Annotated in this window: 16 protein-coding genes and 1 tRNA gene; 10 read left to right on the top strand and 7 right to left on the bottom strand. The window is 67.3% G+C overall.

The window, feature by feature from the left end:
• Positions 1–16 precede the first annotated feature (16 nt).
• From rpoD to AC1DOP_RS08625, 4 genes are all read left to right on the top strand, one after another.
• Positions 17–2,224, top strand: a complete 2,208-nt coding sequence (gene rpoD, locus AC1DOP_RS08640; protein WP_477250864.1) for an RNA polymerase sigma factor RpoD — start codon at positions 17–19, stop codon at positions 2,222–2,224.
• A gap of 124 nt (positions 2,225–2,348) precedes the next feature.
• Positions 2,349–2,427, top strand: a tRNA-Ile gene (locus AC1DOP_RS08635).
• Between the two features lie 129 nt (positions 2,428–2,556).
• Positions 2,557–2,991, top strand: a complete 435-nt coding sequence (locus AC1DOP_RS08630; RefSeq protein WP_477250779.1) for a nuclear transport factor 2 family protein — start codon at positions 2,557–2,559, stop codon at positions 2,989–2,991.
• A gap of 99 nt (positions 2,992–3,090) precedes the next feature.
• The gene (locus AC1DOP_RS08625; RefSeq protein ID WP_477250778.1) at positions 3,091–3,549 is read left to right on the top strand and encodes a nuclear transport factor 2 family protein; all 459 of its coding nucleotides are present in this window, start codon (positions 3,091–3,093) and stop codon (positions 3,547–3,549) included.
• A gap of 61 nt (positions 3,550–3,610) precedes the next feature.
• Here the strand turns inward: AC1DOP_RS08625 and AC1DOP_RS08620 are convergent, their stop codons facing one another.
• Positions 3,611–4,276, bottom strand: a complete 666-nt coding sequence (locus AC1DOP_RS08620) for an endonuclease III domain-containing protein (RefSeq protein WP_477250777.1) — start codon at positions 4,274–4,276, stop codon at positions 3,611–3,613.
• A gap of 190 nt (positions 4,277–4,466) precedes the next feature.
• Between AC1DOP_RS08620 and AC1DOP_RS08615 the strand changes: the two genes are divergently transcribed.
• The gene (locus AC1DOP_RS08615; protein ID WP_441934763.1) at positions 4,467–4,916 is read left to right on the top strand and encodes a glycine zipper 2TM domain-containing protein; all 450 of its coding nucleotides are present in this window, start codon (positions 4,467–4,469) and stop codon (positions 4,914–4,916) included.
• A gap of 8 nt (positions 4,917–4,924) precedes the next feature.
• Here the strand turns inward: AC1DOP_RS08615 and AC1DOP_RS08610 are convergent, their stop codons facing one another.
• A complete protein-coding gene (locus AC1DOP_RS08610) occupies positions 4,925–6,184 on the bottom strand; it encodes a cytochrome P450 (RefSeq protein WP_477250776.1) in 1,260 nt (419 codons plus the stop codon).
• Between the two features lie 14 nt (positions 6,185–6,198).
• Positions 6,199–8,475 (bottom strand): CHASE domain-containing protein, encoded by a 2,277-nt coding sequence (locus AC1DOP_RS08605; RefSeq protein ID WP_477250775.1) that lies wholly within the window; start codon positions 8,473–8,475, stop codon positions 6,199–6,201.
• 108 nt (positions 8,476–8,583) lie between these two features.
• On the opposite strand from AC1DOP_RS08605, the gene AC1DOP_RS08600 reads away from it, so the two are divergent.
• Together AC1DOP_RS08600 and AC1DOP_RS08595 are read left to right on the top strand one after the other, a co-directional pair.
• Complete coding sequence (locus AC1DOP_RS08600) at positions 8,584–9,060, top strand: cupredoxin domain-containing protein (protein WP_477250774.1); 477 nt, start codon at positions 8,584–8,586, stop codon at positions 9,058–9,060.
• 42 nt (positions 9,061–9,102) lie between these two features.
• A complete protein-coding gene (locus AC1DOP_RS08595; protein ID WP_441934767.1) occupies positions 9,103–9,720 on the top strand; it encodes an LON peptidase substrate-binding domain-containing protein in 618 nt (205 codons plus the stop codon).
• 29 nt (positions 9,721–9,749) lie between these two features.
• On the opposite strand, the gene AC1DOP_RS08590 is transcribed toward AC1DOP_RS08595, so the two are convergent.
• Together AC1DOP_RS08590 and AC1DOP_RS08585 are read right to left on the bottom strand one after the other, a co-directional pair.
• Positions 9,750–10,781, bottom strand: coding sequence for a hypothetical protein (locus AC1DOP_RS08590; protein ID WP_477250773.1), 1,032 nt, complete (start codon positions 10,779–10,781; stop codon positions 9,750–9,752).
• 111 nt (positions 10,782–10,892) lie between these two features.
• Positions 10,893–12,182, bottom strand: a complete 1,290-nt coding sequence (locus AC1DOP_RS08585) for a S8 family serine peptidase (RefSeq protein ID WP_477250772.1) — start codon at positions 12,180–12,182, stop codon at positions 10,893–10,895.
• Between the two features lie 69 nt (positions 12,183–12,251).
• Between AC1DOP_RS08585 and AC1DOP_RS08580 the strand changes: the two genes are divergently transcribed.
• Together AC1DOP_RS08580 and AC1DOP_RS08575 are read left to right on the top strand one after the other, a co-directional pair.
• Positions 12,252–12,773: an RNA polymerase sigma factor gene (locus AC1DOP_RS08580; RefSeq protein WP_477250771.1), complete on the top strand. Its 522-nt coding sequence runs from the start codon at positions 12,252–12,254 to the stop codon at positions 12,771–12,773.
• On the top strand, positions 12,770–13,507 hold the full coding sequence (locus AC1DOP_RS08575) for an anti-sigma factor family protein (RefSeq protein ID WP_441934771.1): 738 nt from the start codon (positions 12,770–12,772) through the stop codon (positions 13,505–13,507). The genes AC1DOP_RS08580 and AC1DOP_RS08575 overlap by 4 nt, the downstream gene beginning before the upstream one ends.
• Positions 13,508–13,509: 2 nt before the next feature.
• Here the strand turns inward: AC1DOP_RS08575 and AC1DOP_RS08570 are convergent, their stop codons facing one another.
• Positions 13,510–14,193 carry an EF-hand domain-containing protein gene (locus AC1DOP_RS08570; protein WP_441934772.1) on the bottom strand — a complete coding sequence of 228 codons (684 nt, stop codon included), beginning with the start codon at positions 14,191–14,193 and terminating at the stop codon, positions 13,510–13,512.
• A 314-nt stretch (positions 14,194–14,507) separates the two neighbouring features.
• Here AC1DOP_RS08570 and AC1DOP_RS08565 point away from each other — a divergent pair, with 314 nt between their 5' ends.
• Positions 14,508–15,986, top strand: a complete 1,479-nt coding sequence (locus AC1DOP_RS08565; RefSeq protein ID WP_477250770.1) for a DEAD/DEAH box helicase — start codon at positions 14,508–14,510, stop codon at positions 15,984–15,986.
• Positions 15,987–16,126: 140 nt separating this feature from the next.
• On the opposite strand, the gene AC1DOP_RS08560 is transcribed toward AC1DOP_RS08565, so the two are convergent.
• On the bottom strand, positions 16,127–17,821 hold the full coding sequence (locus AC1DOP_RS08560; RefSeq protein WP_441934774.1) for a histidine kinase famiy protein: 1,695 nt from the start codon (positions 17,819–17,821) through the stop codon (positions 16,127–16,129).
• Positions 17,822–17,852 lie beyond the last annotated feature (31 nt).

The following is a 17,852-nucleotide window of genomic DNA, read 5'->3' as shown; positions in this document are numbered from 1 at the left end:
TACCAAATCCATCAGGATGTCCGCCAAGGCGGACAATTCTCAAGACAAGGCGGAAGCCCGCGTTGCGGGTGTTGCGCCTGTGAGCCAGACGACCGACGCGGAAGCACTCGCCGCGATCGATACGTCGGGCTACGTGCTGCCGGCCGTCAAGGTACCCGGACGGCGTGGTCGCAAGCCCAAGGAATTCACGCCCGAGAACGACGAAGTCGCCGCGCTGAACGCGGTCGAGCGCGCCGAACTGAAGGCTGCGGACAAGGCCAAGGCCAAGGACCGCAAAGCCAAGGAAAAAGCGCTGCTGAAAGACGCGTTCTCGTCGGATACCGAAGCGAGCGAAGAAGAGCTCGAAATCCGCCGCCAGAAGCTCAAGGCCCTGATCAAGTCGGGCAAGGAGCGCGGCTTCCTGACCTATTCCGAGATCAACGATCACCTGCCGGACAATATCGTCGATCCGGAAGCGATCGAAGGCATCATCGGCACCTTCAACGACATGGGCATTGCCGTCTACGAGCACGCCCCTGACGCCGAGACCCTGCTGCTGTCCGACAATGTCGCCACCGTCACCAGCGACGACGAAGCCGAAGCCGCCGCCGAAGCCGCGCTGTCGACCGTCGACTCCGATTTCGGCCGCACCACCGACCCGGTCCGCATGTACATGCGCGAAATGGGTTCGGTCGAGCTGCTGACCCGCGAAGGCGAGATCGAGATCGCGAAACGCATCGAAGACGGCCTGCGCGACATGATCCAGGCGATCTCCGCCTGCCCGGTGACGATCGCCGAGATCATCGACGCCTCGCGCCGCATCGAGAACGACGAGATCAAGATCGACGAGATCGTCGACGGCATGGTCGACGCGGACGAATCCGAGGAAACCTCGCCGACCGCGGTCGCGCCGACCGCGTCCGACACCGATGAAGACGACGAGGAAGAAGAGGAAGAGGAAGAAGAGGAAGAGGAAGAAGAAGCCAGCGCCAGTTCCGGCGCGGCCGGCTATTCCGCCGAGCAGCTCGAGCAGCTGAAGGTCTCCGCCCTCGACAAGTTCCACACGATCGAACAGCAGTTCGACAAGATGCGCAAGGCCTACGAGAAGCAGGGCTACAACTCGAAGGACTACGTCAAGGCCCAGGATGCGATCTCGGCCGAGCTGCTGGGCATCCGCTTTACCGCGAAGGTGGTCGAGAAGCTGTGCGACACCCTGCGCGGCCAGGTCGACGAAGTGCGCCACATAGAGAAGCAGATCCTGGACGTGGCCGTGAACCGCTGCGGCATGCCGCGCGCCCACTTCATCAAGGTCTTCCCGGGTAACGAGACGAACCTCGACTGGGTCGACGGCGAAGTGAACGCCGGCCACGCCTACAGCGCCATCCTCGGCCGCAATATCCCGACGATCAAGGAGCTGCAGCAGCGCCTGATCGACCTGCAGGCGCGCGTCGTGCTGCCGCTGCCGGACCTGCGCAACATCAACCGCCAGATGGCGGCCGGTGAAATGAAGGCGCGCAAGGCCAAGCGCGAGATGACCGAGGCCAACCTGCGCCTGGTGATCTCGATCGCGAAAAAGTACACCAACCGCGGCCTGCAATTCCTCGACCTGATCCAGGAAGGCAATATCGGCCTGATGAAGGCGGTCGACAAGTTCGAATACCGCCGCGGCTACAAGTTCTCGACCTATGCGACGTGGTGGATCCGCCAGGCCATCACCCGTTCGATCGCGGACCAGGCGCGCACGATCCGTATTCCGGTGCACATGATCGAAACGATCAACAAGATGAACCGGATCTCGCGCCAGATCCTGCAGGAGACCGGCGCCGAGCCCGATCCGGCAACCCTCGCGATCAAAATGGAAATGCCGGAAGACAAGATCCGGAAGATCATGAAGATCGCGAAAGAGCCGATTTCGATGGAAACCCCGATCGGCGACGACGACGATTCGCACCTGGGCGACTTCATCGAGGACAACAACACGCTGGCGCCGTCCGACGCGGCCCTGCATGCCTCGATGCGCGGCGTGGTGAAGGACGTGCTGGATTCGCTGACCCCGCGCGAGGCGAAAGTCCTGCGCATGCGCTTCGGCATCGAGATGTCGACCGACCACACGCTGGAAGAAGTCGGCAAGCAATTCGACGTCACCCGCGAGCGCATCCGCCAGATCGAAGCCAAGGCCCTGCGCAAGCTGCGCCACCCGTCGCGCTCGGACAAGTTGAAGAGCTTCCTCGAGGGCAGCAGCTGATCTTGTTCGTTGAGCCTTGACGGGTTCTCGTTAAAACAATATCCTCTCGCCACTTTGCATGCTCCTTAGTTGATGTGCATGCGATAGTGGCGAGTTTTCAACGTCCCTACGACGTACCAGTTTCGGGCCTCTAGCTCATGCCTGGTTAGAGCAGCGGACTCATAATCCGTTGGTGCCCGGTTCGACTCCGGGGAGGCCTACCATCACATTCAACCTGGCCCGGTCAGTTCGACCGGGCTTTGTTGTATCCGCACCCACCGCGTAGCCGCGCGAACTTGAACCGGCCCAAGCCCATCCTATGCTGTACCTATTCCAGCGGAGGAGGCACGCTCATGAGCGCTCAACAAAACATCGAACTGGTAAAGCAGTTCTACGACGCGTACCTGAAGGGCCAAAAGGACCTGCTGCTGTCGTACATGACAGACGACATCGACTGGAATATCCCAGAGATGAGCGGCCTCGCATTTTCCGGCCCACGTCATGGACGCGAGGAGGTAAGCCAGTTCTTCGGTGCAGTGTCCCAGGCGCAGCAGTTACGCTCCTTCGAACCACAAGAATTTTTCGGCGATGGCGACCGCGTGGTCGTGCTGGGCCATCACGAGTGGATCGTCAAGGCCAGCGGCACACCCTTCGACAGCGACTGGGTGCACATCTTCACGATCAGGGACGGGCGCATCGCCGCTTTCCGCCAATCGATGGACACCCTCAAGGTCGTACAGGCTCATCAGGCATTTCCGGTATCCACGGCCCTGGATGCGGCAGGCTGAACACGGTTTCCCGTTCCCCCAATTACTCGCGCACCATTGCATTTCCCTCCAAAAAACCGATACTGAAAGTCCGATCATCCGACAACCATGGAGGGGATCATGAGCGAGCAAGCAAACATCAGCCTGCTCAAACAGGCGTACGCCGCCTATGACAAGGGCGACATCCAGACCCTGCTGAGCCTGCTTGCGCAGGACATCGAATGGGAGCTTCCGGAAGTGGAAGGCATCCCGTTCACCGGCAAGCGCCACGGCCTGGCCCAGGTGTCCGACTTCTTCCGCATCCTGGCCGAGTGCCAGGAGCCGCGCGAATTCAAGGCGGACCGCTTCATCGGGCAGGGCGACCACGTGATCGTGTTGGGCCACGGCACCTATACCGTCAAGGCGACGGGCGCTGAATACAGCGATGACTGGTGCCACGTGTTCAGCATCGCGGGCGGCAAGATCGCGAGCTTCAAGGAGTACTTCGATAGCAACAAGGCCGCCCAGGCCTATCAACCGCGGGGTGCCGGTACCGGCGCCGCTGCCGGCAAGGGCGCTACGCGTCCGGCCATCCATTGACACTGCATGTTCAAGCCATGCGGCCGCGCCTCCGGGCGTGGCCGCTTCGTCGTGATGGCGCTTACCGATGCTCCGTCACCCCCACCTGCCGGCACATGTCCAGCACGGGGCAAGTCGAACAACGCGGACGGTTCCCAGTGCAGATGTGCTTCCCGAACGGCACCAGCAGCCGGTTGATGTCGATCCAGTATTGCTGAGGGAGCTTCTTTTCAAGCGCCAATAAGGTCTTTTCAGGCGTCGAGGCCGAAACATAGCCCCAGCGCCCGGTCACCCGGTGCACGTGGATGTCGACGCTGATCACGGGCGTGCCGCAGGCCACGCCCAGCACCAGGTTCGCGCACTTGGGGCCGACGCCGGCGAAGGACAGCAGCACCTCGCGGTCGCCGGGCAGGATGCCGCCGAATTGTTCTTCCACTTCGCGCGCGATGGCCAGGATCTGTTGCGCCTTGCGCTCGTGAAAGGTGCTGAGACTGATCAAGGCGTCCAGTTCTTCCCAGGACAAGCGGCAAACCTCCGCAGGCGTGCGGGCCTGCGCGAACAGCTTGCGCGATACCGGCAAGGTCACTTCGTCGTAGGTGCGGATCGAGATCATGCAGGCCAGCAGCTGCTCGAAGACCGAGGTATGGCCTTCCTCGGCCAGCTGGAACAGCGCCGCCTTCGGCCAGGGCCGTACCGCTTCTTCGATGCGTTCGAATGCGATGCCGACGTCGAACGGTCGCTTTTCCATATACCCGGCCTCCGCTCGGTGGATGGCCCAAGGATACGCAGGAGGCGCCCAAATCGGGCGCACGGCTCATCGTTTGAACAATGGTCCCGTTACAACCGCTTGCATTTGATACGGTTTTACTCTTTCCGGAACAGGCCGCCACCGTTAACCTGTGCCCATGCTTAACACAACATACAAAAAGGGGAACATCATGAAAAACATCTCTGCATACGGCTCCCGCCTCGCCATGATCGCCGCTTTCGCCGCCGCCGGCGCCGCACCGCTGGCCGCCCAGGCCGCACCGAACCATCACGCGTCCGCGCAATGCCATAACTGCGGCACCGTGGTCTCGACCCATACCTATGAACGCGCGGCCGAGCGTGGCAGCGGCCTCGGTGCCGGCGGCGGCGCCGTGGTCGGCGGCCTGCTGGGCAACCAGGTCGGCAGCGGCAATGGCCGCACCCTGGCCACCATCGCCGGCGCCGTCGGCGGTGCCTATGCCGGCAACCGCGTCGAGCGCAACATGAACAAGGTCACCTACACCGACGTCCGCGTCAAGATGGCCGCCGGCGGCTACCGCACCTTCACCGAGCAGGGCCGTCCGCGCTTCGGCAACGGCGAGCGCGTGCGCGTGCAGCAGGGCCGCCTGATCCGCGACTGAGTCCGCGTCTAGGCTCGCGGCCTTACCTTCCCGATGACCATGCCGCTGGCCGGCAGGGTCGGAATCCGCCCCAGATCGATCGTCAGGTCCTGGGGCGGTACTTCGTAAACAATCTCGGTGGCGAACAGCTTCGCCGCCGATTTCAGCAGGTCGACCGTGGCCGCCTCGCCGGGGCAGCGGTGGCCCGCATAGTGATCTCCTCCCCCTTGCGGCACCAGGTCGAAACCGCTGCTCTCGTGGCGCTCGAAGCGCTCGGGCCGGAACACGCCGGGGTCGCCCCAGATTGCCGGATGCATGTCGGTGCCATACAGGTCGAGCAGGACCCAGGTGCCTTTCGCGATGTGCAGCCCGTGCCAGTCGAAATCGTGCAGCGCCCGTCCGCCGATCGCCGGCAGGAAGGGGTAGTAGCGCCGCACTTCCTGCGCAAACATCGTCAGCCAGGCATCGTCGCCGGCGGCGATGCGCTCGCGGCATGCCGGATGCTCGTGCATGGCCAGCACCGCGAACGCGATGTAGCGCGCCACCGCCACGGTCGGGCGCAGGAAGTTGATCAGCTCCACCGCCGCGTGCTTGCGGTCGATCGGGCGGCCGTCGGCGTCGCGGTGGCGCGCGATGACATTCAGCGCGCTGTCGAAGGGCGGCTGCGCTTGTCCGGCGCGCACGGCGTCGATGAGGGCGCGTGCCCAGCGCTCGGTGCGGTGGCGCAGCATCAGCGCCTTCCAGGTGCGCGGCCCGCTTGATGCGGCGCCGTCGATCATCGCCGACAATTCCGCGGTGCGTTCGCGCGCCTCGTCGGCGCTGACCGGGATGCCGGCCCACTGGCATACCGCGCGGCACAGCACCAGTTCCGCTTCCTGGTGCACCACCACCGAAGGCAGGCTGGCCCAGTGCGCGAACCGGGCGCGCCACTGCGCCACCGTCAGTCCCACCAGGCGCTGGCGCTCCAGCGGTCCCAGCAAGGACATGAACATCGCCTTGCGCTTGCGGTGGGCCTCGCCGTCCAGCGCCATCACGCTGCCGACATCCTGCAGCAGCGCCATCGTGGTCGGCGGCAACACGTGCCGGCGCGTGAAGCGTCCCGGCTGGTAGAACATGCGCGCGGCATCCTCGCCGCGCACGCACAGCGCCTTGCGCAGCATGAGGCGGGTGGTGAAGATGTCGGCGCCGAAGCGCTCGAAGCGTCCCGTCAGGAAGCGGTAGCCTTCGGACAGCAGCGCCAGCGTGTGGTCGAAGCCGCCGTCCGCAGGAATCGGGCTGTTGGGGCGCATCGGAATCATTCCTTTCAGTGCGGGGTCGGGATGTACAGCGGGTCCGGCTTGTCCTGCAGCGCGCGCGGCAGGAAGATGGTAACCGTGGTGCCCTGGTCCGGCACGCTGGCGAGGCGGATATGGCCGCCGCTCTGCTTGACGAAGCCGTGCGCCATCGACAGTCCCAGGCCGGTGCCCTTGCCCTCGGGCTTGGTGCTGAAGAAGGGTTCGAAGGCGCGTTCCATCACTTCCGGCGGCATGCCGCTGCCGGTGTCGCTGACGGCGATCCTCACGTACTCGCCCGGCCGGATGTTGTTGACGGCCAGCGCGCTGCCTTCCTCGACGCCGATGTTGTCGAGGGCGATCGTGATGCGGCCCTGGTTGTTCATGGCGTCGCGCGCATTGATCACCAGGTTCAGCAGCACGTTCTCGAGCTGGTTGGGGTCGACCAGGGTGTTCCACAGTTCCGGCGAGATGTCGAAGCGGATCTCGATGGCGTCGCCGGCCGCGCGGTGCAGCAGGCTGTCCATGCGCTCGATCAGCTGCGCCGGGGCGACCACGCTCGGGTGCAGCGGCTGGCGGCGCGCGAAGGCCAGCAGCTGCGTGGTCAGCTTCTTGCCGCGTTCCACCGCGTCCATGATGCCGAGCAGGCGCTTGCGGCTGTTCTCCTCGTTGCGCATCATGAGCTGCACGTTGGCGCTGATGATGTGCAGGATGTTGTTGAAGTCGTGGGCCACGCCGCCGGTGAGCTTGCCGACCGCCTCCAGCTTCTGCGAGCGATGCAGCGCCGCGCGCGCATCGACCAGGCGCTGCTGGCGCTCGCGCTCGCGCTCCTCCTGCTCCTTGCGCGGCCGGATGTCGCGCACGAAGGCGACCGCGCCGAAGCCGCCGCCCGAGGGCAGGGCGGTGACCGCGATCTCGACCGGGAAGCTGCGGTCGTGGCGGTCCGCCAGCGTGATCTCGGTGGGCTGGGCCAGCAGCGCGCATTCGCCGCGCGCGGTGAAGGCGGCAAAATGGGTGCGCCAGCGCTCGCGCTGTTCCTGCGCCGTGATCAGTTCGACGGCTTCGCGGCCGAGCGCTTCTTCTTCGCTCCAGCCGAACAGCTTGCTGGCCTGGGCATTCCAGTCGGTGACGCGGCCGTCCGGGCCCACCGCCAGGAAGGCGTCGTAGGCGTTCTGCAGGATCAGGCGGACGCGCCGGCGGTCGGCATCGATGCGGTCGCGCGATTCGCGCAGTTCGAGCGTCATCCCGCCGGCCAGCTGCAGGGCGCGGCGGCGCTCGGTCGCCAGCAGCCACACCACGAGGCTGAGCAGCAGGCCGAGGCCAATGCCGGTCGCCGCGATCGCCGCCGTCGGGCGCTTGTCGAGGGTGGCCTCGAGCCGCGGCGCGGAGCGGATCGCCAGGGTCCAGGTGCGGCCGGCGGTATCGACCACGTCGGTGTGGGTGAACCTCGCGCGCGCATGCGCGGGACGGGCGCCCGGCGAGCGGTAGAGCAGGGCGGCGTCGACGGCTTGGCGGCCGTCGTAGATCTCGACGTCGAGGTCGCTCGCATGCTCGCCGCCCAGATCGCGCATCAGGTCGTTCATGCGGAAGGGCGCATAGACCCAGCCGGCGATGGCGGCGCGCCGTTCCTCCAGGGTCGCGCGCGGTTCGCCGCGACGGTAGACCGGCACGTACATCAGGAAGCCGGGCTGCGCGCTGTTCGCGCCCTCCTGCACCAGCGTGACGCGGCCCGTGGCGACCGCCGCGCCGCTGTCGCGCGCCGCCTCCATCGCCGCGCGCCGCACCGGCTCGCTGAACATGTCGTAGCCGAAGGCGCGCAGGTTGCGGCCTTCGAAGGGCTGGATGTGGGTGACCGAGGTGTACAGCGGACGCGGCCCCGGCGGCTTGACTTCGTACTCGGTGAAGCCCGCGGCGCGCATGGCGGCGACATGGGCCTCGAGCCGGGCCGGCGGAATGATGGCGGCGATGCCCAGCGCCTCGATGCCGGGAAAGCGCTCGTTGAGCCTGAGGATGGCGTAGTAGTCGGCGAAATCGTGCTGGCTGACGTCAACCGAGCCACGCAGGAAGCCGCGCGTGCCCTGCAGCACCTGTTCGTAGACCGCCAGGCGGCGCACCACGCTGGCGGTGAGGTCGCGGGCGCGGTAGTTGAAGGTGGCCTCGAGCTCGTTTTCGGCGCTATGTTCGACCTTGTTGGCCACCACGTAGGTGACGATCAGCGACGCCAGGAACACCAGCGCGGCCAGGAGCAGCGGGACGGAAGCCGGGCTGCGTGACGAGGCGGCATTGGTTGACTGATCGAAAAGCGTCATGGTGGCAAGAGAATACCCGTCCATGCTGTGGCAAGGCGCACAACAGTCGGCGCCGATGGCGTGCCGATATTGCTCCGGCTACAATGTCGGCACCATTCCACGACGCCCATGCCCGCCTTGCCCTTCCTCTCCCATGCCAGCCTGCCGCGCCGCCTGCAGTGGGCCCTGGCCGCGGCCCTGTTCGCCGCGCTGCTGTGGGCCGCGCTGGCGCCGCTGCATTATCCGACGCGCGAACGCCTGCTTGAATTCCCGCATGGGGCCGCGGTCCTGCGCGGCCAGGCCGGCCCCCTGCTGGTGCCTGCGGAGCTGCGGCTGACGCTGGGCGTGAGCGACGTCCTGCTGCTGCGTAACCGCGACCTGGCGCCGCACGTGTTCGGCCAGGTGCTGGTGCTGCCGGGCCACGAGGTGCGCCTGCCTTTCGAGCAGGCCGGCGACTATCCCTTCGCCTGCGACGTCGCGCCTGCCTCGAAGGTGACGGTGAAGGTGCTGCCCCAGCCGGACCCCGGCTGGGCCCGTCTGCGCTGGCGCCTGGCGGCGCTGCTCGACGCCGTCCGCGATCTTCCCTTGCGGGGTCCGGACGATTGAATCGTGCTCCGTCCCGCGAAGCGAATCTGTCATGATGCGCGCATGGCCACGATCTCCTTACCGCTGTTCCCGCTCAGCACGGTCCTGTTTCCGGATGGCGTGCTGCCGCTGCAGATCTTCGAGGTCCGCTACCTCGACATGATCAGCCATTGCCTGACGGAGGATGCGCCCTTCGGCGTCGTGCTGCTGACCCAGGGACAGGAAGTGCGCACGCCGGAAGGAATGGAACGCTTCGTGGCGTTGGGGACGTTGGCGTCGGTGCAGGACACCACGGCCTCGACCCCGGGCCTGCTGCAGGTGGTATGCCGCGGCGGTTCGCGCTTCCGGCTGCTCTCCACCGAGCGCCGCAGCAATGGCCTGTGGATGGCCGAGGCCGAGCTGCTGGAAGACGACCACGCGGTGCGCATCCCGTCCGACCTGAAGGGCGCGGCCGACGCCCTCGACCGCGTGCTGGCCTCGCTGCACGACGTGCCGCAAAGCCGCTGGCCGGTGCAGCCGCCGTTCCGCCTGGACGACTGCGGCTGGGTCGCCAACCGCTGGTGCGAACTGCTGCCGCTGCCGAACCAGCAGAAGCAGAACATGCTAATGCTGGACAACCCGATGATCCGGCTCGAGCTGCTGCACGACGTGCTCGACGAGCACGGTCTGATCACGTCCTGAACCGGCCCGGACGGGCCGGGCCCGCCTGTTTATTGCCCGGCGCCGGCGTTCGCCGAAGCGCTGCCCCCGATCGACAGGCTGGCGCTCACGGCGCCAGCCTTGCCCGCGCCGCCATTGCCGGCCACGCTGCCGCTGCCGTTTCCATTTGCGCTGCCGCTGCCGGCCAGGCCGCCGCCGCCGCCGTGCGTGCCGCCGGTGCTGCTTGCCGGGGCCGGCGCCTGCTTGCTGCCGCTTGCCGTGCCCTGGTGAGCGGAATGAAGGGTATGTTTCGTGTTCGCGGTGCTGGCGGCGCCGTAGCCACGGGTGGTGGCCAGCTGATTTTTCGCGCCTTGGGTGGCGGCGTTCTTCGCGGCGCCCGTGCCCCGGCCGCCGAGCGCCACGTCGCCGTTACCGTCCTGGCCGCCGTGTCCAATGGCGGCGAGCTGGCCGGCCTGCGCCTTGCCGGCAGCGGACGACAGGCTGCCGAGGCCAGCGCCGCCCTGCTGTGCGTCCTGTGCGGCGGAGATGGCAGGCATGGCGGGAAGCTTGGGAGCCGCCGGCACGCCGGCCTGCGGCGCCGTCGCCGGATTGCCCGCGCCCGCGGCGGCCGAAGCGGTCTGGCGCAGTGCCGCGGCGGCGCTGCCGGACAGCGTCCCGGAAGCTTCGCCGGCGATCGCCCTGGCGGGCAGGGCGCTGCCTGCGGCCGGTGCCGCCGCAGTGGCGCTCTGGCCGGCGGCTGTGGAAACGGCGCCGCTCAGGGCGCCGGACGCTTCGCCGGCGACGCTCTTGCCGAGCGCGCCGGCGCCGGCGTTGCCGGCTGCATTGCCCGATGCATTGCCGACAAGCGCGGCGCCGTTGCGCACGCTGTCGGTATCCGGCACGCGGACGGTGCGGCGCGCTTCCGCCAGGCTGTCGACGCGCGTGACCGGCACGCCCATGGAGCGGAATTGTCCGCCGCCGCCCAGCATGCCGCCGATGGAGCCGCCGAGGTGGCCGCCGCCGAGCAGTTGGGCGTGCGCCGAGGCGGCAAAGCCGATGGAAGCGATGAGGGCGATGTGGCGGGCGATCGTTTTGGTGTTCATGTCTGTTCTCCTTGAGTTGGCGGGGACTGTCCGCCGCCGTTATCAGGAAAACGATCCTGCTCAGCCGTTTATTCCATCGTTCCCAAAAAAAATCCAAAAATTTTTTTGCCGCTAGCGCAGCTGCGCCGGATCGGTACGCAAGTCGGCGCCGACGATGCCGTAGCCGAATGCATTGCTGACGGTCCTGCCGTCGCCGGCCCGGTGCGCGAGCGCGGTGACGGCATCGCGCGCCTGCCGGCGGTCCGGCCGGGGCAGTGCCGGCGCCAGCAGCCCGGCGACGATGGGGGCCGCAAACGAGGTGCCGCGCACCGGGCGGTAAGGCGGTTCGCCGGGGCTGGCGCTGGCCATGTTGTTGCCGGGCGCCGCGAACAGCACTTGCGGACCGCGCGCCGCTTCCGGCAACGGCCGGCCACGGCGGTCGACTCCCGTCACCCCGACCACGCCGGGATAGCTGGCCGGGTAGAGCGGCGGCGCAGCCGGTCCGTCGTTGCCGACCGCGGCGACCAGCAGGTGTCCGCGCGCGACCATCGCCGCCACCATGCGCTCGAGGGCCTGGTTGGGCGGACCGACCAGACTCATATTGATCACGCCGACCTGTTCGCGCGCCAGCCACCCGAGCGCCGCCGCGATTTGTCCCGCAGAGCCGCCGGTGGGGCTGGCGCAGTAGATGTCCGCGGCGAACAGCTGGGCGCCGGGCAGGGCGCCGCGGAAGCGCTCGTCGCGCCCGACCATCAGCGCGGCCACCGCCGTGCCATGCGCATCGGGATGCGCCACGCCATCGCAGCCCCAGGCGCGGATCCTGGCATCGCGCAAGGCGCGGTGGCCGGTATCGATGCCGCTGTCGATCAGCCCGAGCCTAGCCTCGTTTGCCGGGCTGCCGTCCGTGGAGGATGGCACGGACGCGCGCGGAAGCTCCGCGGCGGGCGCCGCGCCGCTGCCTGTATAGACGTGGTTGAAGTCATAGTGTCCTTCGGGGTCGAGCGCGCGCAGGCGTTCCAGCAGTGCCTCGGTGGCGCTCCCCGCGGGCACACCCAGCACGACGAGGCTTTGCCCGAGTTCCTCGAAACGCTCCTCGGCCAGCACCCGCAAGCCCGCCTGGCGCGCCGCCTCGAGACCGGCTGCGGAAGGCGACCATGCCAGGATCTGGGCCCGGACGGCCGGCTCGCCATGCGGATCGGCTTCCAGCACGTCGGGATGCTCGCGCAGCAGTTTGCCGACCGTGTCGAGGCGCAGCGCGCGCAGGTCGGGAAGGTCGATGCGGTCGGCGAGCCGCTGCACCGGCGCGTGGAGCGTGTCGAGCTGGCCAAGGCCGGGCGGCAGTCCCAGCGACGGCAGGCGCAGCTGTGCCGAGGCGGCATTGCAAACGATGCTGAGTGCGATCAGGAAATAAATGCGCTTCATGGGCCGATGATAATATGCATGAGTTGTCCTGAAAAATAAAACGAACGGGGCAGGGAAGAAAATCCCTGCTTGAACCGTTCTATCATGATGACCATGAGCGCCGACCTGGAAAACGACATCGCCGCGCTGTTGCCGCGCCTTCGCCGGTTCGCGCGTTCCATTACCTTCCACCGTGAAGACGCGGACGACCTCGTGCAGATCGCCGTCGAGCGCGCGCTGACCCGCGCCGAGCAATGGGAGCCGGGCACGCGCCTGGACAGCTGGCTGTTCCGCATCGTGAAGAACGCCTGGATCGACGAAGTCCGTTCGCGTGCGCGCCGCAGCGAGCTGTTTGCTCCGGAAGAGGAGGGCGAGCACGTGGGCGACGATTACGCGGCCGCGCACCAGCAGCGGATGGCAGTCGAGAAGGCGGTGAGCCTGCTGTCCGACGATCACCGGATGGTCATCGGCCTGGTGCTGGTCGACGGTTTGCCGTACAAGGAAGCGGCGGAAGTTCTGGATATACCGATCGGCACCCTGACCAGCCGGCTGGCCCGCGCCCGGGAAGCCCTGCAGGAACTGTTGTCCGACCGGGCAAGGAAACCGACATGAATGTTGATAATGAAACCCTGATGGCCTATGCCGACGGCGAACTGGCGCCGGAGCAGCGCGCGCGCGTCGAGCAGGCCATGCGCGACGATCCCCGGGTGGCGGCGGCGGTCGAGCGGCATCGGGTCTTGCGCGCCGATGTCTTTGCCGCGTTTGCCGGCGTGCTCGACGAGCCGGTGCCCGAGCGCCTGCAAGCGGGTGCGCTCGCGCCACGCAGCCCTGTGCGCGTGGACGTGCTGGCGCAGGCGAACGCGCGTCCGCTACCGGCGCGCTGGGCCTGGCCCCAGTGGGGCGCGATCGCGGCCTCGCTTGCGGCCGGGGTACTGGCCGGCGCGCTGGGCTGGCAACAGCTGCGCAGCGGCGAGGCCTCGCCCATCGCCCAGCAGGGCGGCGAACTCGTGGCGCGCGGCGAGCTGGCCGATGCCCTGTCGCAGCGGCTGGCGTCGGACGCGCCGGCGGGACAGCTGCGCCTTGGCCTCAGCTTCCAGACGAAAGAAGGGGCATACTGCCGCAGCTTCAAACTGGGGGCGACCGCGGGCCTGGCCTGCCGGGAGGCCGGAAGCTGGCGGATTCCGGTGCTGGCGCAGGGCCAGGCGCCGGAACAGGCCGGCTACCGCCAGGCCGGCAGCGACATGCCGGCCGCGGTGCTCGATGCGATCGACCAGCGGATCGCCGGCGCTTCGCTCGATGCCGCCGCCGAGCGCGCGGCGCGCGAACACGGCTGGCAGCGCCGCTGATATCAGGCTTCGACGCTGACGCTGACGTTGCCCGTATCGCTCGCGCCATCGGTGCTGCCGGTCGAAGCCGTCGAGCCATTGCTGCCGCCGCTGTTCTCCGCATAGGCCTTCAGCAGGTGCATGGCGTGCGCCAGTTCGCGCACCGGATCCTTCTGGTGCCGGGCGTGCCGGGTGCCGTCCGAGGCGCCGCTGCCGCCGCCGTCGGACTGGGCAGTTGCCAGCTTCTTGTCGTAGGCGGCTTTTTCGGCCTCGCTGACGCTACCGTTGCCGTCGGTGTCGGCGGCGGCGATGTAGTCGCTGCTGCTGCTGCTGTCGGTGGCGCTCGTACCGCTTGTGCCGCCACCACCCTGGGCGCCGGGCGGCGGACCCGCCGGTGGTTGTCCGCCGCCGCCGCGGCCGGCGCGCGAGGCGTCGAACTGCGCGTTGAGCTGGTCCGATAGCTTGGTCATCGCGTCGGTGAGTTCGCTCTTGGTGATCTTGCCGTCGTTGTCGCCGTCGAGGGCGCTGAAGGTGTCGTCCACGTTCACCGATTGGCCGCCGGCCTTGTCCTTGCCGCCGACCTTCGACAGGGCGTCCTGCAGGTCGGTCTTGTCGATATAGCCCTGGTTCCTGGTATCGAGCCTGGAAAAGATGGCGTCGGCCCAGTTCGACACGCTGTTGCTGTTGCTGCTGATGCTTGCGACCATATTGCTTCCTTTATTAATGCACTGCATCAATTATCGAACGCAAGCCCCAGTGGGGGAGGGCGGAAAAGGTAAAGCCAGGTAAAGGAATGTAAAGAGAAAATCGCGTAAATGCGCGCAAATCGGGGCCCAAAAGTACAGGATTTCATATACAGAGGTGTGGATTTGAGGTAAATTGAGCGCGGTTTAGTATCTCTACGTCCGTCCAAGCCGCCACCGCCGCACCAGGCGCGTCCCGTCACCCCGGAGTTTCCCGCGTTGGCCATGCCAGGTCGCAGCCCGGCGTAGAGCGCAATTGTTAACGCCCGAAAGAAGAAATGTCTGAAACGACCACCAATGATGCTGGCGGCGCGCCGACCGTGCGCTTCGCCGATTTCGGTCTGGCGCCTGAGATCCAGCGCGCGCTGTCGGACCAGGGCTATGTCCACCCGACCCCGATCCAGGCCCAGGCCATTCCTGTCGTCCTGCAGGGCCGCGACGTCATGGGCGCGGCCCAGACCGGCACCGGCAAGACCGCGAGCTTCTCGCTGCCCATCATCCAGAACCTGCTGCCGCATGCGAATACCAGCATGTCGCCGGCCCGTCACGCCGTGCGTGCGCTGGTCCTGACCCCGACCCGCGAACTGGCGATCCAGGTCGCCGAGAACGTCAAGGCCTACGCCCAGCACACCCCGCTGCGTTCCACCGTCGTCTTCGGCGGCATGGACATGAAGCCGCAGACCGAGATTTTGCGCCGCGGCGTCGAGATCGTGATCGCGACCCCGGGCCGCCTGCTCGACCACGTCGAACAGAAGAACATCAGCCTGGCCCAGGTGCAGATGCTGGTGATGGACGAAGCCGACCGCATGCTCGACATGGGCTTCCTGCCCGACCTGCAGCGCATCATCAACCTGCTGCCGAAGAAGCGCCAGAACCTGATGTTCTCGGCCACCTTCTCGCCCGAGATCAAGAAGCTGGCCGCCAGCTTCCTGACCGATCCGCTGACCATCGAGGTCGCGCGCAGCAATGCCACGAATACCGCGATCACCCAGGTGCTGTACAAGGTGGCGGAAGAGCAGAAGCGCGACGTCGTCGAGCACCTGATCCGCTCGCGCGACCTGAAGCAGGTGCTGGTGTTCTCGAACACCAAGATCGGCGCCTCGCGCCTGGCGCGCTACCTGGAGCAGGCAGGCATCAAGGCCTCGGCCATCCACGGCGACAAGACCCAGCAGGAACGCATCGCCGCACTCGACGCCTTCAAGAAGGGCGAGATCGACGTGCTGGTCGCGACCGACGTCGCCGCGCGCGGCCTCGACATCACCGACCTGCCGTGCGTGATCAACTACGACCTGCCGTACAACGCCGAGGACTACGTGCACCGCATCGGCCGCACCGGCCGCGCCGGCGCCACCGGCGATGCGCTGTCGGTCTACTCGGACAAGGACGAGCGCCTGCTGGTCGACATCGAGAAGCTGATCAAGCAGACCATCACGCGCGCCGAACTGACCGGCTTCGCGCCGGGCCGTTCGAGCAGCGGCGAGCGCTTCAGCGAACGCCGCGGCGGCGGCCGCCGCGAGGCCGATGGCCGCAGCTTCGAGCGCAGCGACCGTGGCGAGCGCGCCGAGCGGAGCGAACGCAGCGAACGCGGCCCGCGCGGCCCGGGCGCCCCGCGCCGCGAGAAGATCGATCCGTGGTTCCTCAAGCCCTACGAGCCCGCTGCCGTCCCGCGCAAGGACCCGGCCGAAGCGGTGCAGGTGGCTTCGGCCAAGCCGAAGCAGAAGCTGGCGGCTTTGTTGGGTGGGTTGCCGAAGCAGTAAACATTCGAAGGGCGGTCAGGTCGGTAGGGCCCGCTACATTCGCACGTCATCCCCGCGAAGGCGGGGATCCAAGTTTGTATGCGTTTCGATGACGCACGCAGAACTTGGGTCCCCGCCTTCGCGGGGACGACGTTTACGCGCTAGCGTTCCAACGCCTGCCTGACCCGCTCCAGTAAATCATCCTGCCGGTAAGGCTTCGCCAGGATGTCCAGCCCGCCGCCGCGCCCGCCCTGCGGCAGTTCGTCCATGTAGCCGGTCGTGACCAGCACCGGCAGTCCCGGACGCAGGGCGCGGGCCTGTTCGACCAGTTCCAGCCCGTTCATCCCGCCCGGCATGATCACGTCCGTGAACAGCAGGTCCACCCGGGCGCCTTCGCGCAGCAGGTGCATCGCCTGTTCGCCGCTGCCCGCCGACTGCACCGCATAGCCTTCCATTCCCAAGACCTGTTCGGCCAGCTCGCGCACGTCGTCGTTGTCCTCGACCACCAGCACGCAGGGCTTGCTCCGGGCGGCTTCGGCCTGGTCGGCAGCGGCATCGTTCGCTCCCGCCGCGGCGTCGGCGCGGCTGGCGGCACTGTCGGCGGCCGGGAAGATCATCGTGACCTTGGTGCCTTCGCCGGGGTGGCTGTCGATCTCGAGGCGGCCGTGCGACTGCTGGACGAAGCCGTGCACCATCGCCAGGCCGAGCCCGGTGCCGGGGCCCTTGGTGGTGAAGAAGGGTTCGGTCGCGCGGCGCAACACCTCGGGCGCCATGCCGGGGCCGTGGTCGATCACGCACAGGGAAATATAGGTGCCGTGGGGCAGGCCATGCACTTTCAGGCGGTCCTCGCCGCGCACGATCGCGGTGGCGACCGTCACCTCGCCGCCGTCCGGCATGGCGTCGCGCGCATTGATCAGGACGTTGAGCAGGGCCATTTCGAGGTGGGTCGGGTCCAGCATGCAGACCGGCAGCCCGGGACGCAGGTCGAGGCGCAGCTCGATCTTGCCGCCCAGGGTGCGTACCAGCATCTCGGAGAAATCCACCACCAGGTTGTTGATGTTGACCGGCTTCGGTTCGAGGCGCTGCTTGCGCGCGAAGGTCAGCAGCTGCTGGGTCAGCTTGCCGGCGCGCATGGCGGCGCGCTGGGCGCGTCCGAGCTGCGCGCGCGCCACCTCCGGGCGGTCGAGGCTGATCAAGGCAACTTCGAGATTGCCGTTGATGACCTGCAGCAGGTTGTTGAAGTCGTGGGCCATGCCGGCCGTCAGCTGGCCGATCGCTTCCATCTTCTGCGCCTGCAGATAGGCTTCCTGCGTGGTGCGGCGCTCGGTGATGTCCATCTGGGAGGCGAAGAAATACAGCAGCTTGCCGTCCTGGTCGAAGATCGGACCGATGAACAGGGCGTTCCAGAATGGCTTGCCGTCCTTCTTGTAGTTCAGGATGTCGACCGCGACCGCGCGCTCTTCCTTGAGCGCATTGCGCACCTCTTCCACGGTGCGGCGATCGCTTTGCGGGCCCTGCAGGAAGCGGCAGTTGCGGCCGATCACCTCCTCATCCGTGTAGCCGGTGAGGTCGAAGAAGGCGCCGTTGGCGAACACGATCGGATTGTCGGGCTGGCGCGGATCGGTGACGACCATCGGCATGCGCGTCATCTCGACGGCGGCAAAGAAGATGTTGCCGCGGTCCTGGAGGCCGTCCTCGGTGATGTAGGTCGCCTGCCAGTGCTTGACGCCGGCGGTGCCGAGCGGGCTGTAGGCATTGCCTTCGACTTCGCCCTCGGCCGGCACGCCGGCGCTCTGGCCGCCCTGCCGGTCGAGTGGTTTCTCCAGCCCTTCTTCCTTGCTGCTTCCGGTCGTCATCGCAGAGTCCTTGTGGGCGCCATGGCGTTGT

It is taken from the genome of Massilia sp. 01N410 (assembly GCF_056399665.1).
This window is presented reverse-complemented; position numbering and strand designations above follow the sequence as displayed.